Annotated in this window: 15 protein-coding genes; 5 read left to right on the top strand and 10 right to left on the bottom strand. The window is 68.6% G+C overall.

What is annotated here, in order from left to right; all coding sequences use genetic code 11:
- Nucleotides 1–17 precede the first annotated feature (17 nt).
- Both BO221_RS26235 and BO221_RS26230 read left to right on the top strand, forming a co-directional pair.
- Nucleotides 18–2288 (top strand): PAS domain-containing sensor histidine kinase, encoded by a 2271-nt coding sequence (locus tag BO221_RS26235; protein WP_083681375.1) that lies wholly within the window; start codon nt 18–20, stop codon nt 2286–2288.
- 10 nt (nt 2289–2298) lie between these two features.
- Nucleotides 2299–3702, top strand: coding sequence for a type VI secretion system contractile sheath domain-containing protein (locus tag BO221_RS26230; RefSeq protein WP_073563218.1), 1404 nt, complete (start codon nt 2299–2301; stop codon nt 3700–3702).
- 16 nt (nt 3703–3718) lie between these two features.
- On the opposite strand, the gene BO221_RS26225 is transcribed toward BO221_RS26230, so the two are convergent.
- Entirely contained in the window at nt 3719–4429 is a 711-nt protein-coding gene (locus BO221_RS26225; protein ID WP_073563217.1) for a hypothetical protein, read from the bottom strand.
- A gap of 142 nt (nt 4430–4571) precedes the next feature.
- Between BO221_RS26225 and BO221_RS26220 the strand changes: the two genes are divergently transcribed.
- Genes BO221_RS26220 through BO221_RS26210 form a run of 3 tightly spaced genes read left to right on the top strand, consistent with a single transcriptional unit; the run spans nt 4572 to nt 9189 of the window.
- Entirely contained in the window at nt 4572–6500 is a 1929-nt protein-coding gene (locus tag BO221_RS26220; RefSeq protein ID WP_073563216.1) for a hypothetical protein, read from the top strand.
- Nucleotides 6501–6528: 28 nt separating this feature from the next.
- The gene (locus BO221_RS26215; protein ID WP_073563215.1) at nt 6529–6753 is read left to right on the top strand and encodes a hypothetical protein; all 225 of its coding nucleotides are present in this window, start codon (nt 6529–6531) and stop codon (nt 6751–6753) included.
- Nucleotides 6754–9189: a hypothetical protein gene (locus tag BO221_RS26210; RefSeq protein WP_073563214.1), complete on the top strand. Its 2436-nt coding sequence runs from the start codon at nt 6754–6756 to the stop codon at nt 9187–9189.
- A 1-nt stretch (nt 9190) separates the two neighbouring features.
- On the opposite strand, the gene BO221_RS26205 is transcribed toward BO221_RS26210, so the two are convergent.
- The 9 genes from BO221_RS26205 to tssK are packed head-to-tail and all read right to left on the bottom strand — an operon-like array spanning nt 9191 to nt 20126.
- Nucleotides 9191–9718 carry a hypothetical protein gene (locus tag BO221_RS26205; RefSeq protein WP_233166263.1) on the bottom strand — a complete coding sequence of 176 codons (528 nt, stop codon included), beginning with the start codon at nt 9716–9718 and terminating at the stop codon, nt 9191–9193.
- Entirely contained in the window at nt 9715–13572 is a 3858-nt protein-coding gene (locus BO221_RS26200) for a type VI secretion protein IcmF/TssM N-terminal domain-containing protein (protein WP_073563213.1), read from the bottom strand. Before BO221_RS26200 ends, BO221_RS26205 begins: the two co-directional genes overlap by 4 nt.
- 3 nt (nt 13573–13575) lie before the next feature.
- Nucleotides 13576–13887 (bottom strand): hypothetical protein, encoded by a 312-nt coding sequence (locus BO221_RS26195; RefSeq protein ID WP_073563212.1) that lies wholly within the window; start codon nt 13885–13887, stop codon nt 13576–13578.
- The gene (locus BO221_RS26190; protein WP_073563211.1) at nt 13884–14522 is read right to left on the bottom strand and encodes a DotU family type IV/VI secretion system protein; all 639 of its coding nucleotides are present in this window, start codon (nt 14520–14522) and stop codon (nt 13884–13886) included. The genes BO221_RS26195 and BO221_RS26190 overlap by 4 nt, the downstream gene beginning before the upstream one ends.
- Entirely contained in the window at nt 14519–16168 is a 1650-nt protein-coding gene (locus BO221_RS26185; protein WP_073563210.1) for a type VI secretion system baseplate subunit TssF, read from the bottom strand. The genes BO221_RS26190 and BO221_RS26185 overlap by 4 nt, the downstream gene beginning before the upstream one ends.
- Before the next feature lie 10 nt (nt 16169–16178).
- Nucleotides 16179–16781, bottom strand: a complete 603-nt coding sequence (locus BO221_RS26180) for a hypothetical protein (protein ID WP_073563209.1) — start codon at nt 16779–16781, stop codon at nt 16179–16181.
- 42 nt (nt 16782–16823) lie between these two features.
- The gene (locus BO221_RS26175) at nt 16824–18479 is read right to left on the bottom strand and encodes a hypothetical protein (RefSeq protein ID WP_233166262.1); all 1656 of its coding nucleotides are present in this window, start codon (nt 18477–18479) and stop codon (nt 16824–16826) included.
- A complete protein-coding gene (locus BO221_RS26170; RefSeq protein WP_073563208.1) occupies nt 18476–18871 on the bottom strand; it encodes a GPW/gp25 family protein in 396 nt (131 codons plus the stop codon). Before BO221_RS26170 ends, BO221_RS26175 begins: the two co-directional genes overlap by 4 nt.
- 1 nt (nt 18872) lies before the next feature.
- Entirely contained in the window at nt 18873–20126 is a 1254-nt protein-coding gene (gene tssK / locus BO221_RS26165; protein WP_073563207.1) for a type VI secretion system baseplate subunit TssK, read from the bottom strand.
- Between the last annotated feature and the right edge of the window lie 63 nt (nt 20127–20189).

Raw genomic sequence — 20189 nt, 5'->3', positions numbered from 1 at the left:
GCAGGCCGAGCACCCCCATGGCCAGACAGCACGAGTCCCTCATCCCCGCCCGGTCCTCCCTGGCCCGCTCGACGCTCATCAGCATGGGGGTGCGCATCGCGGTAATCATCGCGCTGACCACCTTCTTCAGCTACCTCCACATCTTCTACACCCTGCGCGAGGAAGCCCTCGTGCAGTTGAAGCGCAACGTCACGGAGCGCGGCCAGCGGGAGCAGGCCCTCTTCGTGCTGGCGGAGGACAACCACGCCGCCATGAAGAAGGCCCTGGCGGAGCGGATCCAGACCCTGAGCCAGGAGGACGTGGACACCCGGTTCGACAGCCTGTTCGCCCTCCGCCCCGATGGGACGATCCGCAACCGCCCCGAGCGTTTCGATGGCACGCGGATGCCGGGCGTCTTCGTGCCCCCGGGCGTGACGGCGGATGCCGACTTCCGCCGCCGGCTCGTGGCCGCCTACGAAGTGACCGCCGAGTACGCCCCCGCCTTCCACGTCCGCTTCTCCACCTCCGGCGTCATCCTCCCGGAGGGAGCCGTGGCGGGGTACTGGCCGGAGGGGGCCAACTACTTCCAGGACCTCGACGCCACCTTCTCGCTCAAGGACTTCGAGTACTACGCGCTCGGGCTGCCCGCGAACAACCCGCGGCGGGTGTCCGCCTGGACGAGCATCTACGAGGATCCCCCCACCCAGACCTGGATGGTCACGCTCGCCACCCCGTTGGACGTGGACGGCCGCCACGTGGCGACCATCACCCATGATCTGCTCCTCAACGATCTGATGGCCCGCACCATCAACAACCACATGCCCGGGGCCTACAACATCCTCTTCCGCGACGATGGCCAGCTCATCGCCCACCCCGAGATGAGGATGAGGAGCGGAGAGGGCGTCTACGACATCCTGAAGAACACCGGGACTCCGGAGGATGCCGCGGCGTACGTGGGCACCCCGGAACAGCGGGCCCACCTGCACGCCATCTTCGAGGGGGTGAAGAAACATCCTCCGGACCAGTCCGTGCTGGAGTTCCCGGAGTACGAGGAGCTGCTCGCCGTGGACCGGTTGAAGGGCCCGGGGTGGTTCATCGTCACGGTGCTGTCCGAGCAGGTGGTGTCCGCGGGCGCGTTCCAGGCGGCACGCTACGTCCTGGGATTCGGCGTGGCGTCGCTGCTGCTGGAGCTGGCCATCATGTACTGGGTGCTGAAGCAGCAGATCACCCGCCCGCTGCTCGGCTTCACCCGGGCCACCGGCCGGCTGGAGGCCGGTGACTTCGATGTCCAGCTGGAGACCTCGCGCGGCGACGAGCTGGGGCAGCTGGCGACCGCCTTCCAGCGGATGGCCGGGGAGATCCACCGGCGCGAGGAGGCACTGCGCCTGGCCAACGAGGGATTGGAGCAGCGGGTGGAGGAGCGCACCCGGGAGCTCCAGGACGTGCACCGGCAGCTGGTGGAGACCGCGCGGCAGGTGGGCCGGGCGGAGATCGCCACCAACGTGCTGCACAACGTGGGCAACGTGCTCAACAGCGTCCTCACCTCGACGCTGCTGGCCCGGGAGCGGCTGGCCGCGCTGAAGCTCGAGAGCTTGCAGAAGCTGGCGGAGCTGCTCGAGTCGCACCGCTCCGATCTCTCCACCTTCCTCACCCAGGACGAGCGCGGGAAGAACGCGCTTCCCTACCTCATCCGGCTGGGCAAGCACATGGAGGAGGAGCGCCAGGAGCTCCAGACGCTGCTCGGCGACATCAGCCGGCACACCGAGCACATTGGCGCCATCGTCAAGCTGCAGCAGCGCTACGCCCGGACGCCCCAGCAGATGTTCGAGCCGGTGCAGCTGGGGGAGCTGGTGGAGGACGCACTGCGCATCAACCAGGCCGCGCTCGGCCGCCACTCCGTCCAGGTGGAGCGCCACCTGGCGGATGTGCCTCCCGTGGAGACCGAGAAGCACAAGGTGTTGATGATCCTCGTGAACCTGATCAGCAACGCCAAGTACGCCATGGATCCGGTGCCCCCGGGGCAGCGGCTCCTGACGGTGAGCCTGGGAAGCTCCACGGCCGGGCGGATCCACATCGAGGTGCAGGACAATGGCGTGGGCATCGCGCCGGAGATGCTCACGCGCATCTTCCAATATGGCTTCACCACCCGAAGCGAGGGGCACGGCTTCGGCCTGCACTCCAGTGCCCTGGCGGCCCAGGAGCTGGGAGGCTCGCTGAGGGCGAACAGCCCTGGACCGGGAAAGGGGGCTACGTTCACGCTGGAGCTGCCCCTCGTCCCCGAGCAGCGGAGTGAGCGGGCGAGCGCGTAGCGGAGGTCTCATGGACGCAACCCCTGTACGTGTGCGCTGGCTCGTCGCCGGGGCCTTCCTCCCCTCCCCTTCGGGCCGCCGGTTCCTCCTCACCGATGCCTCCTTCGCCGAGCAGCTCGGACACGCCGGGAGCGGGTTGAGCGTCACGATCCGGGATCGCCTCGGCTCCGGCGACGCGTGCTCCCATACCCTCACCTTCGACGGGCTGGAGGCCTTCCAGCTCTCCGCCGTCATCGACGCCCTGCCGGATCTGCGCACCCTGCGCGCCGTCCGCGAGGCGCTCTCCAACGCCAGGGGCCTGGGTCCCCAGGAGGCCGCCCGCCTCGAGCAGGGCCTGGGCCCGGGCCTGCTGTCCTCCGCGCTGGCCGAGGCCCTCCGGAACACGGACTCGCCCCAGGAGGCCCGTGACGCCGCGCTCGCCATCATCGAGGAGGCCCTCTTCGGCACCGCGCGGGACATCCTCCAGCACCCCCGGGTGGCGCGGCTGGAGTCCGCCTGGCGTGGGCTGCACTGGCTGTGGACGCACTGCCCCGCCTCCTCGGGCATGGACATCGAGGTGCTCGACGTGGAGCCCCACCAGGTGGTGGACGCGCTCACGCGGTGCATCGACGTGCCCGCCCTTCAGCGCCCCGATGCGTGCTTCCTCCTGGACACCCTCGACGACGTGGAGACCCTGCATCGTCTCGCGGCGCTGGGAGAGCAGGCCTGTCTGCCCCTGGTGGTGGCGGTCCGCGAGGCGCCGGCGTCGGAGGCGTGGAACCGGCTGCGCGCGGACGAGGCCTCCCGCTGGCTGTGCGCCGCCCAGAATCCCGTGGTGATGATGGCCGAGCAGCACGGGGAGGTGCACCGCGAGTGCTTCACCAGCCCCGCGCTCGCCATGGCGGCCCTGCTGGCGGCGAGCTTCCGCGACACGCGCACCTTCGGCCGGCTGGTGGGAGCGGGCAGCGGGACGCGTGCCCCCGCCGTGTGGCGGCCCGGCGGACGCTCGCCGGTGGCGACCGAGGTGGGCCTCTCCCTGCGGGAACAGCAGCAACTGGCCGCGCGGGGCGTGGGGGGGGTGGGAGGCTGGTGGGACTCGAACGCCGTGCTGCTGGCGGCGGCGCCCACCGTGTACGGCGGCCGGGATGCCACGCCGCTGCCCGCGCAACTGCTCACCGGCCGCATCGTCCGCCTCGCCGAGGAGATCGCCGAGCGCCTCCCCGCGGGCGCCAGCCAGGACGCGGTGTCCGCCGTCTTCACCCGGGCCGCCGAGGCGTTCCTCCCCACGGGAGGTGCCGGGCGGGCCTGTCAGCTCCAGGGGAAGGTGGTGCCCGCGGGGAACAGCGGGCGCGCCGTCCAGGTGTTCGCCTCGCTACGGCCCGAGCTCGCGGGCACGCACGTGCAGCTCGAGTTCACCCTGCCGCTGCGCGCTTGAAGAACGGCCCCGGTGCTCAGCCCGCCCAGGGCAGGCCCTCGGTGAGGTCCTGGAGGTTCTGTTGGCGGGTCCAGCCGAGCAGCCCGGTGGAGGACTTCACGAGGTACCAGTAGTCCGGACCCTTGGGGCTCACGGGCATGGCGGCGAGCACCTGGATCTTCGAGCCCTCGGCCAGATTGGCCACCACGGCCTTGTCCTTGCTGCTGCGCACGATCGGGAAGGTCTTCTTCACGGTGGCCTCGGCGCCGACGAAGTAGACCTCCTGGGGGACGGGGTTGAGCTTCCACGCCTTGCGATCCAGGACGTACTTCTCGCGGCGGGTCCAGAAGCCCATCCACGAGTCGGAGAGGACGATGCCGTTGCCGCGCACCTCGGTGAGCGCGTGGGTGCTGCCCAGCTCCTTCAACGCCTTGCCGTCGAAGCCGTAGACGATGCTGCGGTGATCGTCATCGGTGAGCCCCATGTCGACGGCGACTTCCTTCCACTTGTCGGCGCCATCGAGGTCGACGATGGACACGCCGCGCACCTCGGCCTCGTTCGTCTTTCCCCGGAGGGTGGCACCGCCCACCTTGAGGGTGAACTGCGCATCGCCATCGGCCCACTGCACGGAGATGGCTTCCGGTCTGCCATCACCATCCAGGTCGGCCGAGGTGGACTTCACGGGCTCGGCGGACGCGATGCCTCCGAGGGCCAGCAGGAGCCACACGATTCCAGAGCGTGTCTTCATGGTCCGTGCCTCGTACCCCAAGCGGGTAGGCACTGAGAAGTACGAGGGGATACGACAGCCGGTGGGCCTGACGGGGGACGGATGTGGCGGGGATGTGCGATGATGGGCCCAGGCACCCTGCCCGAGGGGAGGACACCACCCGGTGAGGACGGCATTCCAGGAGGAGCTCAAGCCCGAGCTGACGCTCACCATTGGCGGCAAGTCGTTCTCCATTCCCGGAGGTCAGATCACGCACCTCGCCGTGCGCCTGGCCAGCCATGGCTTCACCGCCTCGGTCACCTTCTGGACCTCGATGGAGAAGAAGGACGCGCCGCTCTTCACCGCCTTCCAGAAGCCGGACCTCGTCCAGGTGCGGCTGGCCGTGGCCGCGGTGGATCACGCGATCGACACGCCGCCCGCGCCGCTCGTGGTGCAGGGCCTCGCCCGCAGCCGCCGGCTCATCGCCGAGCCCCACGGCAAGGACAAGAAGTCCGAGCGCGTCTTCCGCCGCTACACCTTCGAGTTCGCCGACGCCGCCCAGGTGCTCTGGCGCCAGCACCGCCCCGTGGAGCTGCACACGGACATGTCCATGCAGGAGGTGCTCGAGGCCCACAAGGCCAGCCTCCAGCTCTCCTACGACTGGGCCGCGCTGAGGCAGAAGCAGGAGATGCTGTGCCTCGCGGTGGGCGCGGATGCCCCCGGGGTGAGCTTCTACGACTTCGTCCTCTGGTACGTGCACGCGCACAACGGCGTCTTCGCCTACGACACCCAGAAGAGCGAGTACCTGCTGGCCGACAGCAAGCCCTCGGGCACGGCGGCGCCAATCGATCGGCACCAGGTGGCGCACGTGGAGACGAAGCTGCCGCCGCCCATCCGCCACGGCACCCGCGTGCTCAACGCGCTGGCCAACGGGCCCACCACCACGCCCATCGCGCAGCCCCAGGCCGCCACGGGCGTGTCCCATGACGTGCTGCTGCGCAACCCCATCACCTCCCAGGTCGAGCAGCGGCAGAAGCTGGAGAAGACCCGCCTGCAGGTGCGCCAGCGCCAGCTTCACGTGTCCTTCAAGGACTTCCCCTCGGTGCCCGTCCATCCCGGCGCGCTGGTGCGCATGGAGGGCTCGCTGTGGCCCGCGCCGATGACGGGGCTCGGCGAGGACCACCGGGTGCTGGAGCTGGAGCTGGAGGCCCATGCCACGAGCGAGGGCCAGCACGACAACCAGCAGACGCTCCAGGCCCAGTACCAGATGACGATGTCGGCGCGGCTGGAGTCCGCCTCGGAGCCGTTGGTTACCCTGCCCGCCTTCCGCGCGCCGCACTACCCCATCCACGTGGAGGCCCTGGTGCACAGCCCCGGCGGCGAGCCCCAGGACAGGCGCTACCTCATCGTCGAGGACGAGAAGACGTCACTGGCCTGGTTCAGGATGACGGTGCCGCTGTGGAACCAGACGGTGAGCGTGCCCGCCGAGCCCATCCACTTCCCGGGCCAGTTCTTCTTCCCGCCGTACAAGAACACGCGGGTGCTGGTGGCACTGCACTTCGCGCATGCCGAGTTCGATCGCTTCCTCGACTGGAAGGAAGGCGTGCGTACGCCCCAGGACGGACAGGGCGATCAGATCCTCCTGGGCTGGAACAAGTCGAGCCAGACGGCCTTCACCCACGACTTCCAGGAAGACAAGCCGGTGTGGCGCATGCTCCGCACCAATGGGGGCGACACCCAGGTCATCCGCATGAAGGAGGGCAACCTCTTCATCCAGGTGAAGGAGTCGCAGAGCGGCGCGGCCCCCACTCCCACCTACGATGTCTCCCCACAGGTGGAGGCAGCCAAGGGGGACCTCACGACAGCGGTGGGAGGGGCCATCGGCGAGACGTCCGCCGCCTACCAGGGCGCGATGGCCTCGGTGCGTGCGAAGATGAAGAGCGCCCAGGCCGAGGCCAAGGCGGCGCTCACCGGGGCGCGCACGGAAGTGGGCGCCAAGGTGGCCGAGGCGAAGAGCGGGCTGCAGGGAGCCACCTCCCGGCTGTCCCAGGGTGTGAGCGAGTTGGGGAGCGCGGCGGAGCAGGCCAAGGCGGCCCTCGAGAAGCTGCGGTGAGCAAGGAACCGGGGGACGGAGCGGACCCATGAAGCAACTGATCAGCAAGGTAGCGGAGCTTCGCGGAGAGCTGGAGTCCTTCAGCACGGGCGTGGTGGCCCGCCTGGAGCCGATCCGCACGGAGGTCGAGGCCCTCACGGGCAAGGTGGAAGCGGCCATCGGCTCGCTGCGTCCCGAGGTGGAGGCGTTCGGTGGCGAGCTCTCGACTCAGATCGATGCACTGGATGCCGAGCTGGCACAGATGGAGCCCTGAGTGAAGGCCCTGTGGTCCAGGTTCGACAAGGCGGCGGACGACGTGCTCGCCCTGCGCGAGAAGCTCGAGTCCTCCGGAGGCCGGGTGCGTGGCTCCGTGAAGGCCATCGAGCCCGCGGTCTCCTCGCGTTTCCAGGCGCTGGAAAACACGGTGAAGGACAAGGAGCAGTCCTTCGTGCAGCAGCTCGACACGCTGGGGCAGGACGTGGTGACGCGCTGCCAGTCCCTCTCCACCGAGCTGCTCGCCGCGCTGAAGAAGCGCAAGGACGCCCTCAAGGCGAAGCTCGACGAGCGCTTGAAGCAGCTCGAGGGCGAGTACCAGAAGCTGCGCGACCAGGTGGAAGCGGAGGTGAAGAAGATCACCTCCGAGATCGAGGCCCAGGAGAAGAGACTCCAGGAGGAGCTCCAGAAGCTGCGGGCCCTGGCCGAGCAGGAGGTGAAGAAACTCACCGCGGGGCTCGAGGCCCAGGAGAAGAAGCTCCAGGAGGAGCTCCAGAAGCTGCGCGCCCAGGTGCAGCAGGCGGATCCGGGCGCGGCCGCGCAGCTCGAGGCCCAGGAGAAGAAGCTCCAGGAGGAGCTCCAGAAACTGCGCGCGCAGGTGGATGAGCAGGTGAAGAAGGCCACCGAGCAGCTGGATGCCCGCGAGAAGCAGCTCCAGGAGCAGATCCAGAAGCTGCGCGATCAGGTGCAGCAGCAGACGAAGAAGCTCGAGGAGCGCGAGAAGCAGCTCCAGGAGGACTACCAGAAGCTGCGCGCCCAGGCGGAGCAGGAGCTGGAGAAGCCGATCAAGGAGCTCGAGGCCCGCGAGAAACAGCTCCAGGAGGAGCTCGACAAGGTCCGCACCCGTGTGAGCGAGGAGCTGAAGGGCGCGGCCACGAAGCTGGAGAGCGTGACGGCGCTGGTGCTCGCCCCGGCCGTGCAGGTCCGCCAGTTGGTGGGCCAGGAGGCCGAGCGGCTCGACAAGGCAATCGACGCGGTGATCGCCACGCCCTCCACGGCCCTGCAACGGCTCCACGACACCGTGCACGCGACGAGCGAGTCCTCGAAGGAAGAGGCCCGGCGGCTCATCGGGCAGGTGCGCGCGGGACTGGAGCCGGTCCGCACCACGCTGAAGAGCGCCACCGAGACGGCCGATCAGCTCCTCCAGGTGCTGGAAACCACTGTCGGCGGCACCCTCGCGACGGGGCGGGATCAGCTCAACCAGGTGCTCGACACCCTCGAGAAGGCCCTGGCCGATCAGGTGCAACAGCTGGCCAACGGCATCAAGGCCGTGGAGCAGTTCATCGAGCAGATCCAGCAGCAGCTCGACACGCTCATCACCCAGGGCAGCCAGGCCATCGACGCCCTGATGCAGACGGCGCTCGCCACCTTCGAGTCCATCCAGAAACCCGTGCAGCAGACGATCGACACCGCCTTCTCGGTGTTGGATCAGCTGATGGAGACCATCGCCCAGCTGGAGAAGCAGCTGTCGGCGCTCTTCGCCCTGCTGCCCGAGAAGCTCGAGCAGTTGCAGACGCTCTACAAGACGCTGGTGGGCACGCTGGAGTCCGTGCTGGCCAAGGCCGTGCAGATGCTGGAGGCCATCCCCGCCTCGGATCTGCCCAAGCCTCTGGTGGACCCGGCCATGCAGGCCATCGGCAAGGTGGTGTCACAGATCTCCACCCAGCTCACGGCCATCTCCAACCAGGTGGGGCAGCAGATCACGGCACTGCAGGATCAGCTCATCACCCAGGTGGAGCAGCTCCAGACGCAGGCCATCACGCAGGTGAAGGCCCTGCAGGATCAGCTCGTGCAGCAGATCAGCACCCTGCTGGAGTCGGTGCAGAGCACCATCGATCAGGCCGTCACGCAGGTGGAGCAGCTCGTGGTGCAGGTGACGGCGCAGATCGCCACCGCCCGGGATCAGGTGGTGAAGCAGGTGGAGGCGATGGTGGAGAAGGTCTCCGCGCGCGTGGAGGAGCTGAAGACGCAGGTGAAGGAGAAGCTCACGCTCCTCCAGGACAACCTCGAGGCGGGAGTGACGCAGGCCGCCGGGCAGATGAAGAAGGTGGGCGAGGCGGTCGAGCAGCAGGTGGAAGCGGCCCGCCAGCAGATGAAGACAGGGCTCGACACGGCCCGGACGTCGGTGGAGCAGGCGCTCGGCGAGGTGCACAAGGCCCGCGAGCGCATCGAGACCGAGCTGACCCAGCGGGTGGATCAGCTGCTCTCTCCCCTCGCGCAACAGGCCGGGACGCTGATGGACGAGGCGGCGGCGCAGATCGACGCCATGGCCGGCCGGGTGGACGCGGCCCGGGAGCAGCTGCTCGCGCCGATGGACAAGATCGAGCAGTCCCTGGCGGAGACCACCCTCTTCGAGGAGCCGTTGAATCAGGCCCGCACCTGGGTGGAGAAGCTGATGGACGGGCTCGACGCCCAGGTGCGCGCGCTGGCCGCCTGAGCTACTTGCCGCCGGGGAGGCCGGGCAGCTTGGGCATCTCCTTGGGCAGCTCCGGCAGCTTGGGGCCCTCGGGCGGCTTGCCCTCGGGCGCGGCGGCCTGCTGATCCTGGGGGAGCGCGGGAGGGATCGAGTTGCTGAGGATGCGGCTCACGGTCAGCTCGATGTCCACCGCGTTCGTCACCGGCGGGCTGAGCAGCAGCTGCCAGTTGCCATCCGGGGCGGTGAAGAGGAAGGAGACGGCCAACGCCCCCTCCGCCGGCGCCTTCACCTGGAAGCGCTGGATGGTGCCCGGATAGATGACGGACGTCTGCAGCACGGTGTTGTCCGGGGCGCCCACCTTGGAGGCCACCTCGGAGTAGGCCTCGTTGGCGTACTGCTTGGGGTCCACCTGCCGGACGAGCATGTACATGGGCCGGCCCAGGTTGGTGCCGGGAGGCGACTTGACGTTGAGACTGATCTGACTGGCCGCACAGCCACTGAGCAGCGCGAGCGCCGCCAGGGCCGTCAGCCGATACATGCGTGCGCTCATCGCGGCACCTCCCGGAAGGGCACCCAGGGGTCTCCCTTGAGGCCGAAGCTGATCTCCAAACCGCGCTTGCCCACGTTGTTGCCCTGCAGGGCGAGGCTCCACTGGCGGCGCTGATCGCTGGTGAGGGTGGCCTCCTCGAAGAGGCGGAAGCAGCTCCAGGCCGAGCGGTTCCACGGCAACGACAGGTACTGGGGCGCGTCGCGTGCCGGCGAGCGCATCTCCAGCACGATGGAGGACACCTGCTGATCCCACCAGCTCAAGGGGAACTCTTGCCAGGTGGGGCTCTGGTTGAAGCCATAGGCGGTCGTCTTCCCACACTTGAGGGAGGACATGGTGACGAAGACGCCGGTGATGGGCGGCGCGGGCAGGGGCTGGGGCTGCACCTTCAACATGAGCGGCCGGGGCCGGCCCTCGTCGTCCCATAGCAGCTTGGACAGGCGGGACAGGCGGCTGAGGGACAGCAGCAGCTCGTCCGGCATGGAGAGCTTCTCGCGCAGGGGGCCGCGCAGGGACCACTGGGTGCCCCGCTCCATGGCGACGCGGGAGAACATCTGGTCCACGAAGTGCCAGAAGGCACCGTCCTTGCGGCGCAGCACCTCCAGCTCGCCCGGATCCACGTCCTCCTTGGAGTCGGGGTTGAAGGGGTAGCGCTCCAGCATGGGCCGCAGCATGCGCCCGGTGGCCTCTTCCCACTGGCGCGCCAGGGTGGCCTCCAGCTCCTGCTTGCCCAGCTTCTGCACCTGGAGGAAGGGCTCGAGGAAGGGCTGGCGCAGCTCGCCGGTGATGCCCTGCGAGTCCAGCCACTCCTGGGCCTTGCGCAGGTAGGAGCCCTCCTCCTCGAGCAGCATGGACAGGGCCACCTTCTCCAGCGGGGTGATCATGTCCGCGAGCTCCGCGGTGCCGTCCTGCGGCGCCGCTTCGCCCTCTCCCTCTTCCTCCCCGGCCGGGGCCTTCTTGTCCTTGGCGGGGGCCGCCGCGGCACCCGCCGCCGCCTTGTCACCGCCCGCGGCCTTGTCCTGGCCGGGCTTCTTGGACACGGCGTCCAGCTCGTCGTTCATCTGCGCCACCAGCGCCTGGTACGGGGCGAGCGCGGCATAGAAGCCGCTCTTGTCCGCCGTCATGAGCTGGACGATGGGCCGGAAGGGCGCCACGGCATTGCGCAGCGGCTCGTAATAGGGCCCCTCGAGCGGATCGAGGTTGGCCCGGGTGGCCACGTCGCGCAGCATGTCCACCTGCTCCGACGAGGGCTGGGTGAGCCGGGCCAGCGAGTCGAGCAACTGCCTGCGCGGCACGTTGAAGTGGTAGCCGCGGATGGTGTGGAAGAGCCCGTCGCGGTAGCCCTGGGAGAACATGTTCACCCGCTTCTGCACGTAGGCCTCGCGCTTGGCGGTCTCCTCCATCGGCAGCTGGGCGTTCTTCAGGCGCTGGGTGAAGTCATCCACCAGCGGCTTGAGATCCGCCTCGAAGGGCGTCCGGGTCAGCACCATCTGCCCATCGCGCACGGAGGCATGGGCGGCGACCGAAAGCCGGCCGCTCTTCTCGTAGGAGTCGAGCAGGGCCTGCAGGAGATCCCTCGACAACTGGGGCGGGCGGAACTCGAAGGACTGCTGGAGCAGCTCGATGCGGTACGGGCCCTTGTTCTCGCCCGTCAGCCAGAGACCATCGCGGGTGAGCAGCTCGGAGGGCGTCATCTTCTCCACGGCCTGGAAACCCGCGTACGCCTCTTCCTCCATGCGCAGCACGGCGGCGAGCGTGTCCCGGTTCGTCCTCAGCCAGTCGAGCACCTGCACGGTGGTCTCGATGCCCTCGAACTGGCGCGTGTTGACCTGCACCGCCGAGGCGTCGAAGAGGTTGAGCACGGTGGGCAGCGCGACATAGACGTCCAGGTCCGCCAGCTGCGCCTGCAGCCGCTCGCGCTCCTCGCGGCGCAGCTCCAGATCCACCAGCCCCTTGGGCCCGGCCTCCAGGGTCTGCCGCAGGAACAGGAAGTGATCCACCCAGGGCTTGAGCTGGCTCTCGAACGTCAGCCGCTGCGTGTAGGGCCAGCAGGACCAATCCTCGTCCGCGTTGTTGGAGAGCTGCACGGCCCCGCGGCGGCAGGGCGGAGAGCGCTCCCAGGGCTCGTCACTGGCGAGGACGTAGGTGGCCACCAGGGGCTCGCGCAGATCCAGCGCGGAGATCCACGTGCGGCGCTTCTCGATGTTGGAGGAGGCCGCCGCCGTCCCGTCCTCGCCATCGCGCAGCTGGAGCAGGTGGCGCGAGTGATGGGGCTGGACGCTGGAACTCACGAAGGTGCCCAGGCTGTCCCCACTGGACGCATGCAGGGTGGCGAGCAGGTAGAGCACCTGCTCGGGGCGGCAGTCCTGGGGCCGCTTGCTGCACTGCGTGAGGGAGGGCCGCAGGTGGCTCTCGCGGATGCCACGGGCCAGCCGCTGACGCAGATCCAGCATCTCATCCGGGAAGCTGGTGCTGAGCGGCGGCCACCAGCGCGTGGCCCGGTTGAGATGAAGCAGTGCGTCCGCCGCTTCGTTCACCTGTTGCTCGACGACCTCTCCCCTGCCCTCCAGCCCCTGCTCGCGCAGCTCGGTGACCGTATTCTCGAAGCGCTGCAACTCCTCCTGCGCCTCGCCCAGCAGCGAGTAGAAATGGACGTACGCGGCCACCACCGGCAGACAGCCCACCGCGGCGATCAGCGCGGCGCGGTGCATATGGGTGCGCAGGTAGTGCTGGCGCAGCGACTGGGTGGAGCTCTCCTCGACGAACACCGACAGGGTGTCGCTGGCGCGCGCCTCGGGCGTGCGGGAGGAGAAGTACACCCGGGTGAGCCGGGGCTTGTAGGAGAGCGTGTCGCCCTCCAGCAGCGCGGAGACGAAGCGGCCGAGCGCGGAGAACGAGCGTCCGCCTTGGGAGTAGAAATGCTCCAGGCGCTCGAAGTCGTCCACCGGCAGCGAGGTGAGGCCCAGGGCCAGGTACTGCTCCTGCCCTTCCAGCAGCGACGCCAGCCGACCCTCCTGTCCCTCCTTGGGGATCTCGAAGGAGAGCGGCACGCCGTGCTTCTTCAATAGCCGGGCGAAGTCCTCGAAGCCCTCCAGCCCGTCCATGTGCGTCAGACACAGGCGGGTCTCCACCGGAGCCCCGCGCGTCTCGGACATGATGTTGAGCTTGCCGCGCAGCAGCTGGGCCATGCGGCGCTGCTCGTCGGGCGGGGTATCCGCCAGCCAGCGCACGTCCAGGGCGATGACCGACAGGCCCTTCTGCCGGTGGCTGAAGCACTTGCGCCACATCTTGCGCAGGGCGCCACGGGCCGCGAGCGTCTCATCCTCCAACAGCGGGGCGGACACCTCCTGCACCACGCAGTCGGGCCCCAGGTACACCTGCAGCAGCGCGTCCGCGGTGTAGCTGGGGAGGAACTGGCGGGCCTGGCGCTGCCAGTCCACGTCCAGGCCGATCAGCTCCGTCTTGCCGCTACCGGCGGGTCCGAGCACCACCACGGTGGGCAGATCCACCACGGCGGCGCGGTTGGCCCAGGGCAGCCCGGAGAGGAAGGCCTGGCGCACCCGCAGCAGCCGGTTGGAGTCCATGGGCGGCGGGCCGCTGGAGGCCGGAGCACCGGCGCGCCGGCGGCGCCACCACGGCAGGATCCATTTCACCGTGGCGTACACGAGGAACGCCACGAGGACGATCGCCAGGATCCAGACGATGTACGGGCTCACCATCGCCCAGAGCTTGCCGAGCGTCGTCGCGCTCGCCTTGACGGACTTGGCGCCCCCATCGAGCGTCTTGACTCCCGCGCTCAATGCCTTCGTCGGATCCGGCACCTGCGCCGTCACAACCTTCAGCAGCTGCGGCCCCACGGCTCATCTCCCCCCGCGGGCGGCGCCCGCCTTGGAGCGGCCAGAGCGCGCGGCCAGTTGGAGTGCCTCCACCACGTCTTCCAGCTCATCCAGCGACTGCAGGAGCTTCTCGTGCCGGGCCTCGTGCTCCTTGGGTGCCAGCCGCGTGCCCCCGGGCTCCGGGAACAGCGCCGCCACGCCCGCGCGCACCTCCCCCAGCAGGGGCTCCACGCCCGCGCTCAGTCCCCCCAGCTCGGACTGGATGAGCTTCTCCAGGCGGCCCAGCTGTGTCCGGGCCCCCTGGAGGTCCTTGGTGATCTGCGCTTCGGCCCTCATCGCGATAGCCACCACAGTAGCACCGGGACGGTCACCACCACGAATCCGGACACCGCGTAGTAACGCCACGGGAAGGCGTGAACGAGGGGCTGTTGGGACACCGCGGGCGGCGGAGCGGGCATGGCCTCGGGCGTGGGGATGCGAGCGGCCAGGCGCTCCTTGTACTCGCGCAGCCGGGCCGTGTTGCCCGCGTAGCGTCCCTCGAAGCCCGCGGTGAGGCAGAAGTGCAGCAGCTCGAAGACGAGCGGCGAGGCCCCGCGCTGGACCAGCTTCTCGTCGGCCTGCTCGTAGAAGCGATCACCGCCCGAGTCCATGCCGTACAGTTTGTACTGCAACAGAGGCCACTCCGACTGCTCCACCTCCGCGAGCCGGCGCAGCACCAGCTCATCCACGAGGTAGACGAAGGGGCGCATCGCCTCGTCGATCTCCTCGTCGCGGTAGGTACCGCCCAGGCTCTTCTGGAGACCCGCCACATCGGACAGGAGGAGCTGCTGGAGCTGGGCCAGACCCATGGCGCCCACGCGCACCTGTGTGCGCTCTCCTCCCGCGATCGGCTCGGCGGGCAGGAACTGATCCAACAGCGAACGGACCTGCCGGTGCGTCCGGAGGATGTTCTGCCAATGCTCGAGTTTCATGAGGATACCTTGAACTGGAAGGGACCCGCCCCGGCCACGGTGGGACGCAGCACCACGGAGGCCTCACCATTCCATGCTTCCAGCAGCTGCTGCACCTGTTCGAGGAAGCAGGCGACCAGGGGCTCGGCGCTGGGCTCGAAGGGCTCCAGCAGCAGCTCGTAGACGTGCAACAGGCCTGATCCACGCAGCGCGCCGTCGGGGGCCACGGTGACCTTGAGTTCGCGCAGCCAGGGGATGACGCGGCGGAAGGGCTCCTCGGCGGGGGTGCCGAGGTAGTTCAACAACGCGGCCAGCTCGTTGCGCTCGAGCGTGGACTTGACCTTCCAGGCCAGCAACCGGGTCAACCCCGCCACGTCACTGCGCAGCGTGCTGTCGCGGTGCGCCTCGAGCCGGCCCACCAGCTGCCAGCCCAGCCCCTCGACGTGCCGGCCCGGGGTGGAGATGCTCACGCGGCCGATGGCCTCGGAGACGAACTGGGGCTGGTACCAGAGCGCCTCGACCAGCAGCTTGCGCGGCTCGAGGAAAGCCTCGGGCATGCGCACCAACAGGCTGTGGCGTGTGCGCATCTCCTCGTCGAGCGACTCGTCCAGCTCGTAGCTGGCCCCCTCGCCGGGGAGGAAGGCCGGGCGCATGGGCGTGCGCCCCGACTTGTCCAGCACGTACACGCCGGTGACGGAGTGCAGCTGCAGATCGCGCCCGGCGGTCATGCCGCGAATGGGGTACTCGGAGCGGGTGCCGTCGGCGGAGATGGGCTGGGCGGGCTCGGCCTTGAGGTTCTCCACCGGCACGACGAAGGGGTGGAGGAAGTCCGGGTACGTCGAGCGGCCCACGGTCCAGGACCTGTCCAGGTCCAGGCACAGGCTGAAGCGGCTCCACTCCTTGCGGTGCGAGGGCACCGAGACATGGAGGAAGAGGCCCTGATCCGGCATCTGGAAGAAGGCGCGCACGCGCTGCAGCGGGTGCGCGTAGGCGCCCGCGTCATCCAGCTCGGCGGGGGCGTTGCCCAGGGAGAACTCACACGGGATGGGCTGGGAGGAGTCGTTGGCCTGCGCGTCGTACACCACGCCCACCTGCGTGAGGTGCTGACGCAGCGCGTGGAAGACGGCCAGCGAGGGACGGAACTCGTCCAGGTGGCGCACGAGCAGGCTGAAGAGGCCCACCGGATCCCGTCGCGGAAAGCTGGACTCGTAGCGGAGGATGAGGCGCCAGCGTCCGTCCGGCAGGCGCACCACCTCGGTGCCCGCCTGGGAGATGGGGAGGATGCGCAGGTGGTGCCGGGTGCGGAAGGTGCCGGAGACGCCCTGGCTGGGAGACAGCCGCAGCTCGGTGCCGCGCGGGAGCGACAGCGTCTCGGTCATCTTCTCCGCCGGCAGCGCCTGCACCAGGGCCACCGCGGGCAGCGGCTGCAGCAGGAAGTCGAAGAAGGAGGAGAACAGCCGCAGCCAGGTGGAGCGCAGGTTGTGCTGCGTGGCCAGACGCGTCTGCACCGAGAAGAAGGCCATGGACTCGATGAGGCGCCGGACGTGCGGATCCTCCCGATCCATGGGCACGGTGGGGTACGAGCCCAGGAAACGCTGCCGGAAGCGCTCGAGCGCATCCAGCTCGTTGAGGTAGTCCAGGTAGATCCGCTCCGACGAATCGCTCACCGCGCCCTCATCATCCCAGTTTCACGAGCGAGCCGCCGACGGAGGTCATCGAGCCCTTGAGATCGGCCATGCCCGAGGACTCGAGGCCGAGCTTGGCCTGGGCGGCCACCTTGATCATGGGCGCGGCCAGCTCCGCCTGGGCCTTGCCGGCCATCTTCAGGTTGACGCCCTCGATCTTGTTGTCGCCGCCGGAGGCCGTGAAGCTGGTCTGCATGCCCTTGAGATCGAGGTTGGTGGCGGCCTCGATGGCCACCTTGGCGTTGGAGGACAGGGCGGCGTCCTGCGTGGCGCTCTGGGTGAGCTTCGCGCTGGAGGTGAAGGTCATGTCCTTGGTGCTCTCGACCTTGAGGATGTCCTGGCTCGCCCAGCTCGAGGCCTTCGCTGACTTGAGGGTGAGCGTCCCGGTGGCGTCCACGGTGAAATCCTTGCACGTGATGGTGACGCTGTCCTGCTTCTGGACGTAGGTGCTCGTCTCCTCGGAGCCCTTCACGGTGATGGTGATGCTGGTGCCGTCCATCACCACCGTCTGGGTGATCTGATCATCGGCGTTCTCCACCTTTACGGTGACGCCTTTCTCCTTGTCCAGCTCAACGGTGCAGACGAGCTTGCCCATGGTTCCTCGCCTTCCTGGTGGGGAGCCGAGGCCCCCGCCGCTTCACGACTTCTCTTCCTTCACCTGGATGAGAAGCGTGCCCTCGTCTAGTTGGATCTTCTGCGTGTCCTTGGCACTGGTGCGCTGCATGAGCAACACGGGCTTGTCGTCCGTGTAGAAATGCTTGATCGCGGTGCCATTCTCGGGCGTCTTGCCCACCAGCAACTGCACGCCCTGCCCATCCTGCGGCATGCGTGCGCCGGTGCGCCAGTCCAGGAAGCGCTTGATCCACGCGCGCTGGAAGTCGAGCCCCACCAGGACCCGCTCACCCTTGTAGGCGGGAAAGTAGAAGTGGCCGGGCAGCAGATTGGGATTGAAGGGAGCGGGGATGATCTGATCGGCGAAGAGAGGGATCTTCACCTTGTACCCGTCCAGGGACGTCTTCGAGTCGGTATAGGCCTGCCAGGTCTCGTCCTTGTCGGCGCCCTGCTCGCTGACGATGAAGCCCTCCACGTAGCGGGGGTAGGCCGGAGGCTGCCAGGCGGGCAGATCCACGTGGGGCTCGTCCTTGGGCTCCAGCCGGGTGCTCATGCTGAAGGAGAAGAGCGCATCCGGATCGTTGTACACCTCTTCCGAGCCCTGCTCGTCCAGCACCTCGCCGGACAGGTGCAGCTCGCGGACGCGGAGGACCTGGTCCTTCGCCACGCCCGCGGCGCCCCAGGCCTCGTTGGACGGCAGCTTCACCAGGGCGCCCGGGGCGAAGGCCTTCTCGGGAAAGGAGCGCCAGACGAGCTCCATCTCCGGGCCGCGCCACTTCAGCCGGGCCGTCTCCAGGTCCACCCTCGCCTGCACCTCGTCCGAGATGGAGGTGCACAGCAGCACGTCCTGGCGGATGCCGGCGACGGCCTGCTTCTGCGTCACGGGCTGCGTCTGGGGGCTCTCGGCCGTGGCGTTGAGCACCGTCATGTCGTGGCGGATGATCTCGGGAAACACCATCTCCAGGCCCGACAGGTTGTCCTTCTCCAGCTCCAGCGGCGTGCCCGAGGCGTCCTTGGCGGCCGCGAACTTGTAGCCCTGCGTGGCGTAGTCGTAGGTGAACACGCCCGCGTGGCCGTGCACGTACCACAGCACCCAGTCGTAGAAGCTGGCCTGGGCCTCGGGATCCAACCCCACGAAGAGAATGGGGTGCGTGGTGCCCAGGCCCGCGGACCAGTCATAGGTGAGGCTGATCTTGTCGCCCTTGTGCGCGTCCAGCACGTCCTGAACCGTCTTCGAGGTGTAGAGGGCACAGGGGTAGTGCTGCCGCCACAGCAGCCGCGCGGCGTCCTGGAAACGGATGCCATAGCGGCGGTGGAGGATGACATCGCTCGCGCCCTGGGTGGGGATGACCTCCTCGACGAGCGTCTTGCCGGAGACGAAGCCCTTGACCTTCAGCGAGGTATAGGAGGGCCGGCTCGAGGCCTCCGCGAGGACGGCCTTCACCTCGAGCGACACCTCGACCAGGTCCGGCTTGAGGAAGTCCGCCAGCAGGGCGTCCTTTTCCTTGCCACCACGGGCCTGGTTGTCCGTCAGCAGGAACTCCACCTCGCCTTCCAGGCCCCAGCTCCACAGGTCCAGTGCGAAGCGCTTGATGCTGCCGGCGACGATCTTGTGGGACTTGCCCCCGATGGTGAGGGTGAGCAACACGGTCAGCCGCTCGTCGAAGGTGCGCTCCATCATCCCTCCTCCTCCTCCTCTTCCACCCGCACGCGGCCGCTCACGGTATGGAAGAGGATGCGCAGCGAACAGGGCTCGCCATTCAGCTCACCGGTGAGCACGAAGTGCAGCCACAGCCCCGAGTCCCGGCCGCGCAGCTTCAACTCCGGCTCCCGCAGGCGCGGCTCGAACCGCACCACCGCGTGCAGCAACTCGTCGTTGAGGGTGGTCATCAACTGCCGGGTGCCGAGCTTCTCCAGGTAGTTGCCCACCCCGAAGCCCTGGACGAAGTAGCCGAACCCCTCCTTGGTGTTGAGGACGGACTCCAGGTTCTGCCGCACCTGGGCCAGCTCGCTCTGGGAGCCCGAGCGCTGCCACGCGGGGGTGAACTTGTCGAGGAAGGAGGAGGGAGCCATCTCAAGCCCTGCGCCAGAAGAGGAAGACCTGCGTGCCCTGGAGCGCCGGGGTGACGTAGAAGGCGATGCCGTTGTCGCGCAGGGCGTACTGCCACTCCTCGCCGAGCGTGAGCTTGTACCAGGAGATCTCCGGCCCGAAGGCGTGGGGGAAGGCGGGGTGCGGCACGTGCTGGAAGGGGATGCCGCGCAGCGCCAGCCGGCGCACCGCGGGCAGGCGGGAGGGGCTCGCCACCTTCACCCCCTCCATGCTGGGCGGCTGGCTGGGGTCCTCGCTGCGCACCAGCAGGTACAGCTCGCTCTGCATCCCCTCTTCCAGGGTGGGCAGGGGGGCGAGCACGAACTGCCCTTCCCGGCAATCGAAGGGCTTGTAGGTGAGCCGCGTGTCCTCGGGACGGAACGCGCGGTTGAGCAGCTTCATCCATCCCCACAGCCCCTCGCCCAGGTTGTCGTGGCTGTAGGTGGGCATGGAGTCCGCGGGCTCCAGCTCCAGGTAGCAGCAGACCTCGAAGTAGAACCGGCGCAGGGCGTCGAAGAAGTGGTACGGGTGGGGGCAGATGCCCACGCGCATGTCGTCGCGCATGGCCTGCAGGCGGCGCACCTCGAGCAGCGTCCGGCGGGCATTGGCGAGCCGCTCGCTGCGCTGGTAGCTGTCCAGCAGGAGGGTGCGCAACTGGCCGTGGGCCTTCTCCAGCAACGAGTCCAGCTCGAAGAGCAGCTCGTTGAGGAAGGGGTTGGGACCCACCAGCAACAACGGCGGAACCTTCCGCGAGGAGGGACGCCATGCGCCCCGGAGATCCTTGGAGAAGGCCACCAGCTCCAACGAGGAGAGGGCCCGGTCCACGGACTGCTCGCTGGAGAGCTGCAACCGGCGCAGCACGCGCTGCACGTTGGGCGGCTCATCCGCGTAGAGCGGCACGCCCTCGGTGCCACGCACGTCCTCCAGCAAGTGGAGGTAGACGGTGGCCTCCGCGCGGCCGGTGGCCTCCAGCGACAGGGAGGACAGGGACGCATTGCCCGGCACGTCCACCAGGAAGCCCCCCGGCATGACGGCGGTCAACGACGAGATGGAGAGACTCCCTTCCGCCAGAAGGGGCTCGCTCCAGGTCAATGAGGCAATACCGGTCTGCGGCAGCCCGGAGAGTTCGGCATGCAGCCTCGCCTCAGCCGAGAGGGCTTCGTCCTGGGCGCGAAAGTGCTCGGGAAGGATCGTCTGGCCGACCTGCCACCGGACCCTGGCGAGCTTGTGGCGCTGCATGGCATCGATTCCTGGTGTGAAGTAGCCAGGAGGGCGTCCCGGTAATGCCCCCCACGGCCTGGC

This window comes from Archangium sp. Cb G35 (assembly GCF_001896145.1).
Lineage (GTDB): Bacteria > Myxococcota > Myxococcia > Myxococcales > Myxococcaceae > Archangium > Archangium violaceum.
This window is presented reverse-complemented; position numbering and strand designations above follow the sequence as displayed.

Bases quoted from the DNA above. Each gene is read 5' to 3' on its own strand.
- BO221_RS26205 (WP_233166263.1), bottom strand. From the start codon at position 9,718: ATGAGCGCACGCATGTATCGGCTGACGGCCCTGGCGGCGCTCGCGCTG.
- BO221_RS26195 (WP_073563212.1), bottom strand. From the start codon at position 13,887: ATGAGGGCCGAAGCGCAGATCACCAAGGACCTCCAGGGGGCCCGGACA.
- BO221_RS26235 (WP_083681375.1), top strand. From the start codon at position 18: ATGGCCAGACAGCACGAGTCCCTCATCCCCGCCCGGTCCTCCCTGGCC.
- BO221_RS26170 (WP_073563208.1), bottom strand. From the start codon at position 18,871: ATGGCTCCCTCCTCCTTCCTCGACAAGTTCACCCCCGCGTGGCAGCGC.
- BO221_RS26175 (WP_233166262.1), bottom strand. From the start codon at position 18,479: ATGATGGAGCGCACCTTCGACGAGCGGCTGACCGTGTTGCTCACCCTC.
- BO221_RS26190 (WP_073563211.1), bottom strand. From the start codon at position 14,522: ATGAAACTCGAGCATTGGCAGAACATCCTCCGGACGCACCGGCAGGTC.
- BO221_RS26230 (WP_073563218.1), top strand. From the start codon at position 2,299: ATGGACGCAACCCCTGTACGTGTGCGCTGGCTCGTCGCCGGGGCCTTC.
- BO221_RS26180 (WP_073563209.1), bottom strand. From the start codon at position 16,781: ATGGGCAAGCTCGTCTGCACCGTTGAGCTGGACAAGGAGAAAGGCGTC.
- tssK (WP_073563207.1), bottom strand. From the start codon at position 20,126: ATGCAGCGCCACAAGCTCGCCAGGGTCCGGTGGCAGGTCGGCCAGACG.
- BO221_RS26225 (WP_073563217.1), bottom strand. From the start codon at position 4,429: ATGAAGACACGCTCTGGAATCGTGTGGCTCCTGCTGGCCCTCGGAGGC.
- BO221_RS26215 (WP_073563215.1), top strand. From the start codon at position 6,529: ATGAAGCAACTGATCAGCAAGGTAGCGGAGCTTCGCGGAGAGCTGGAG.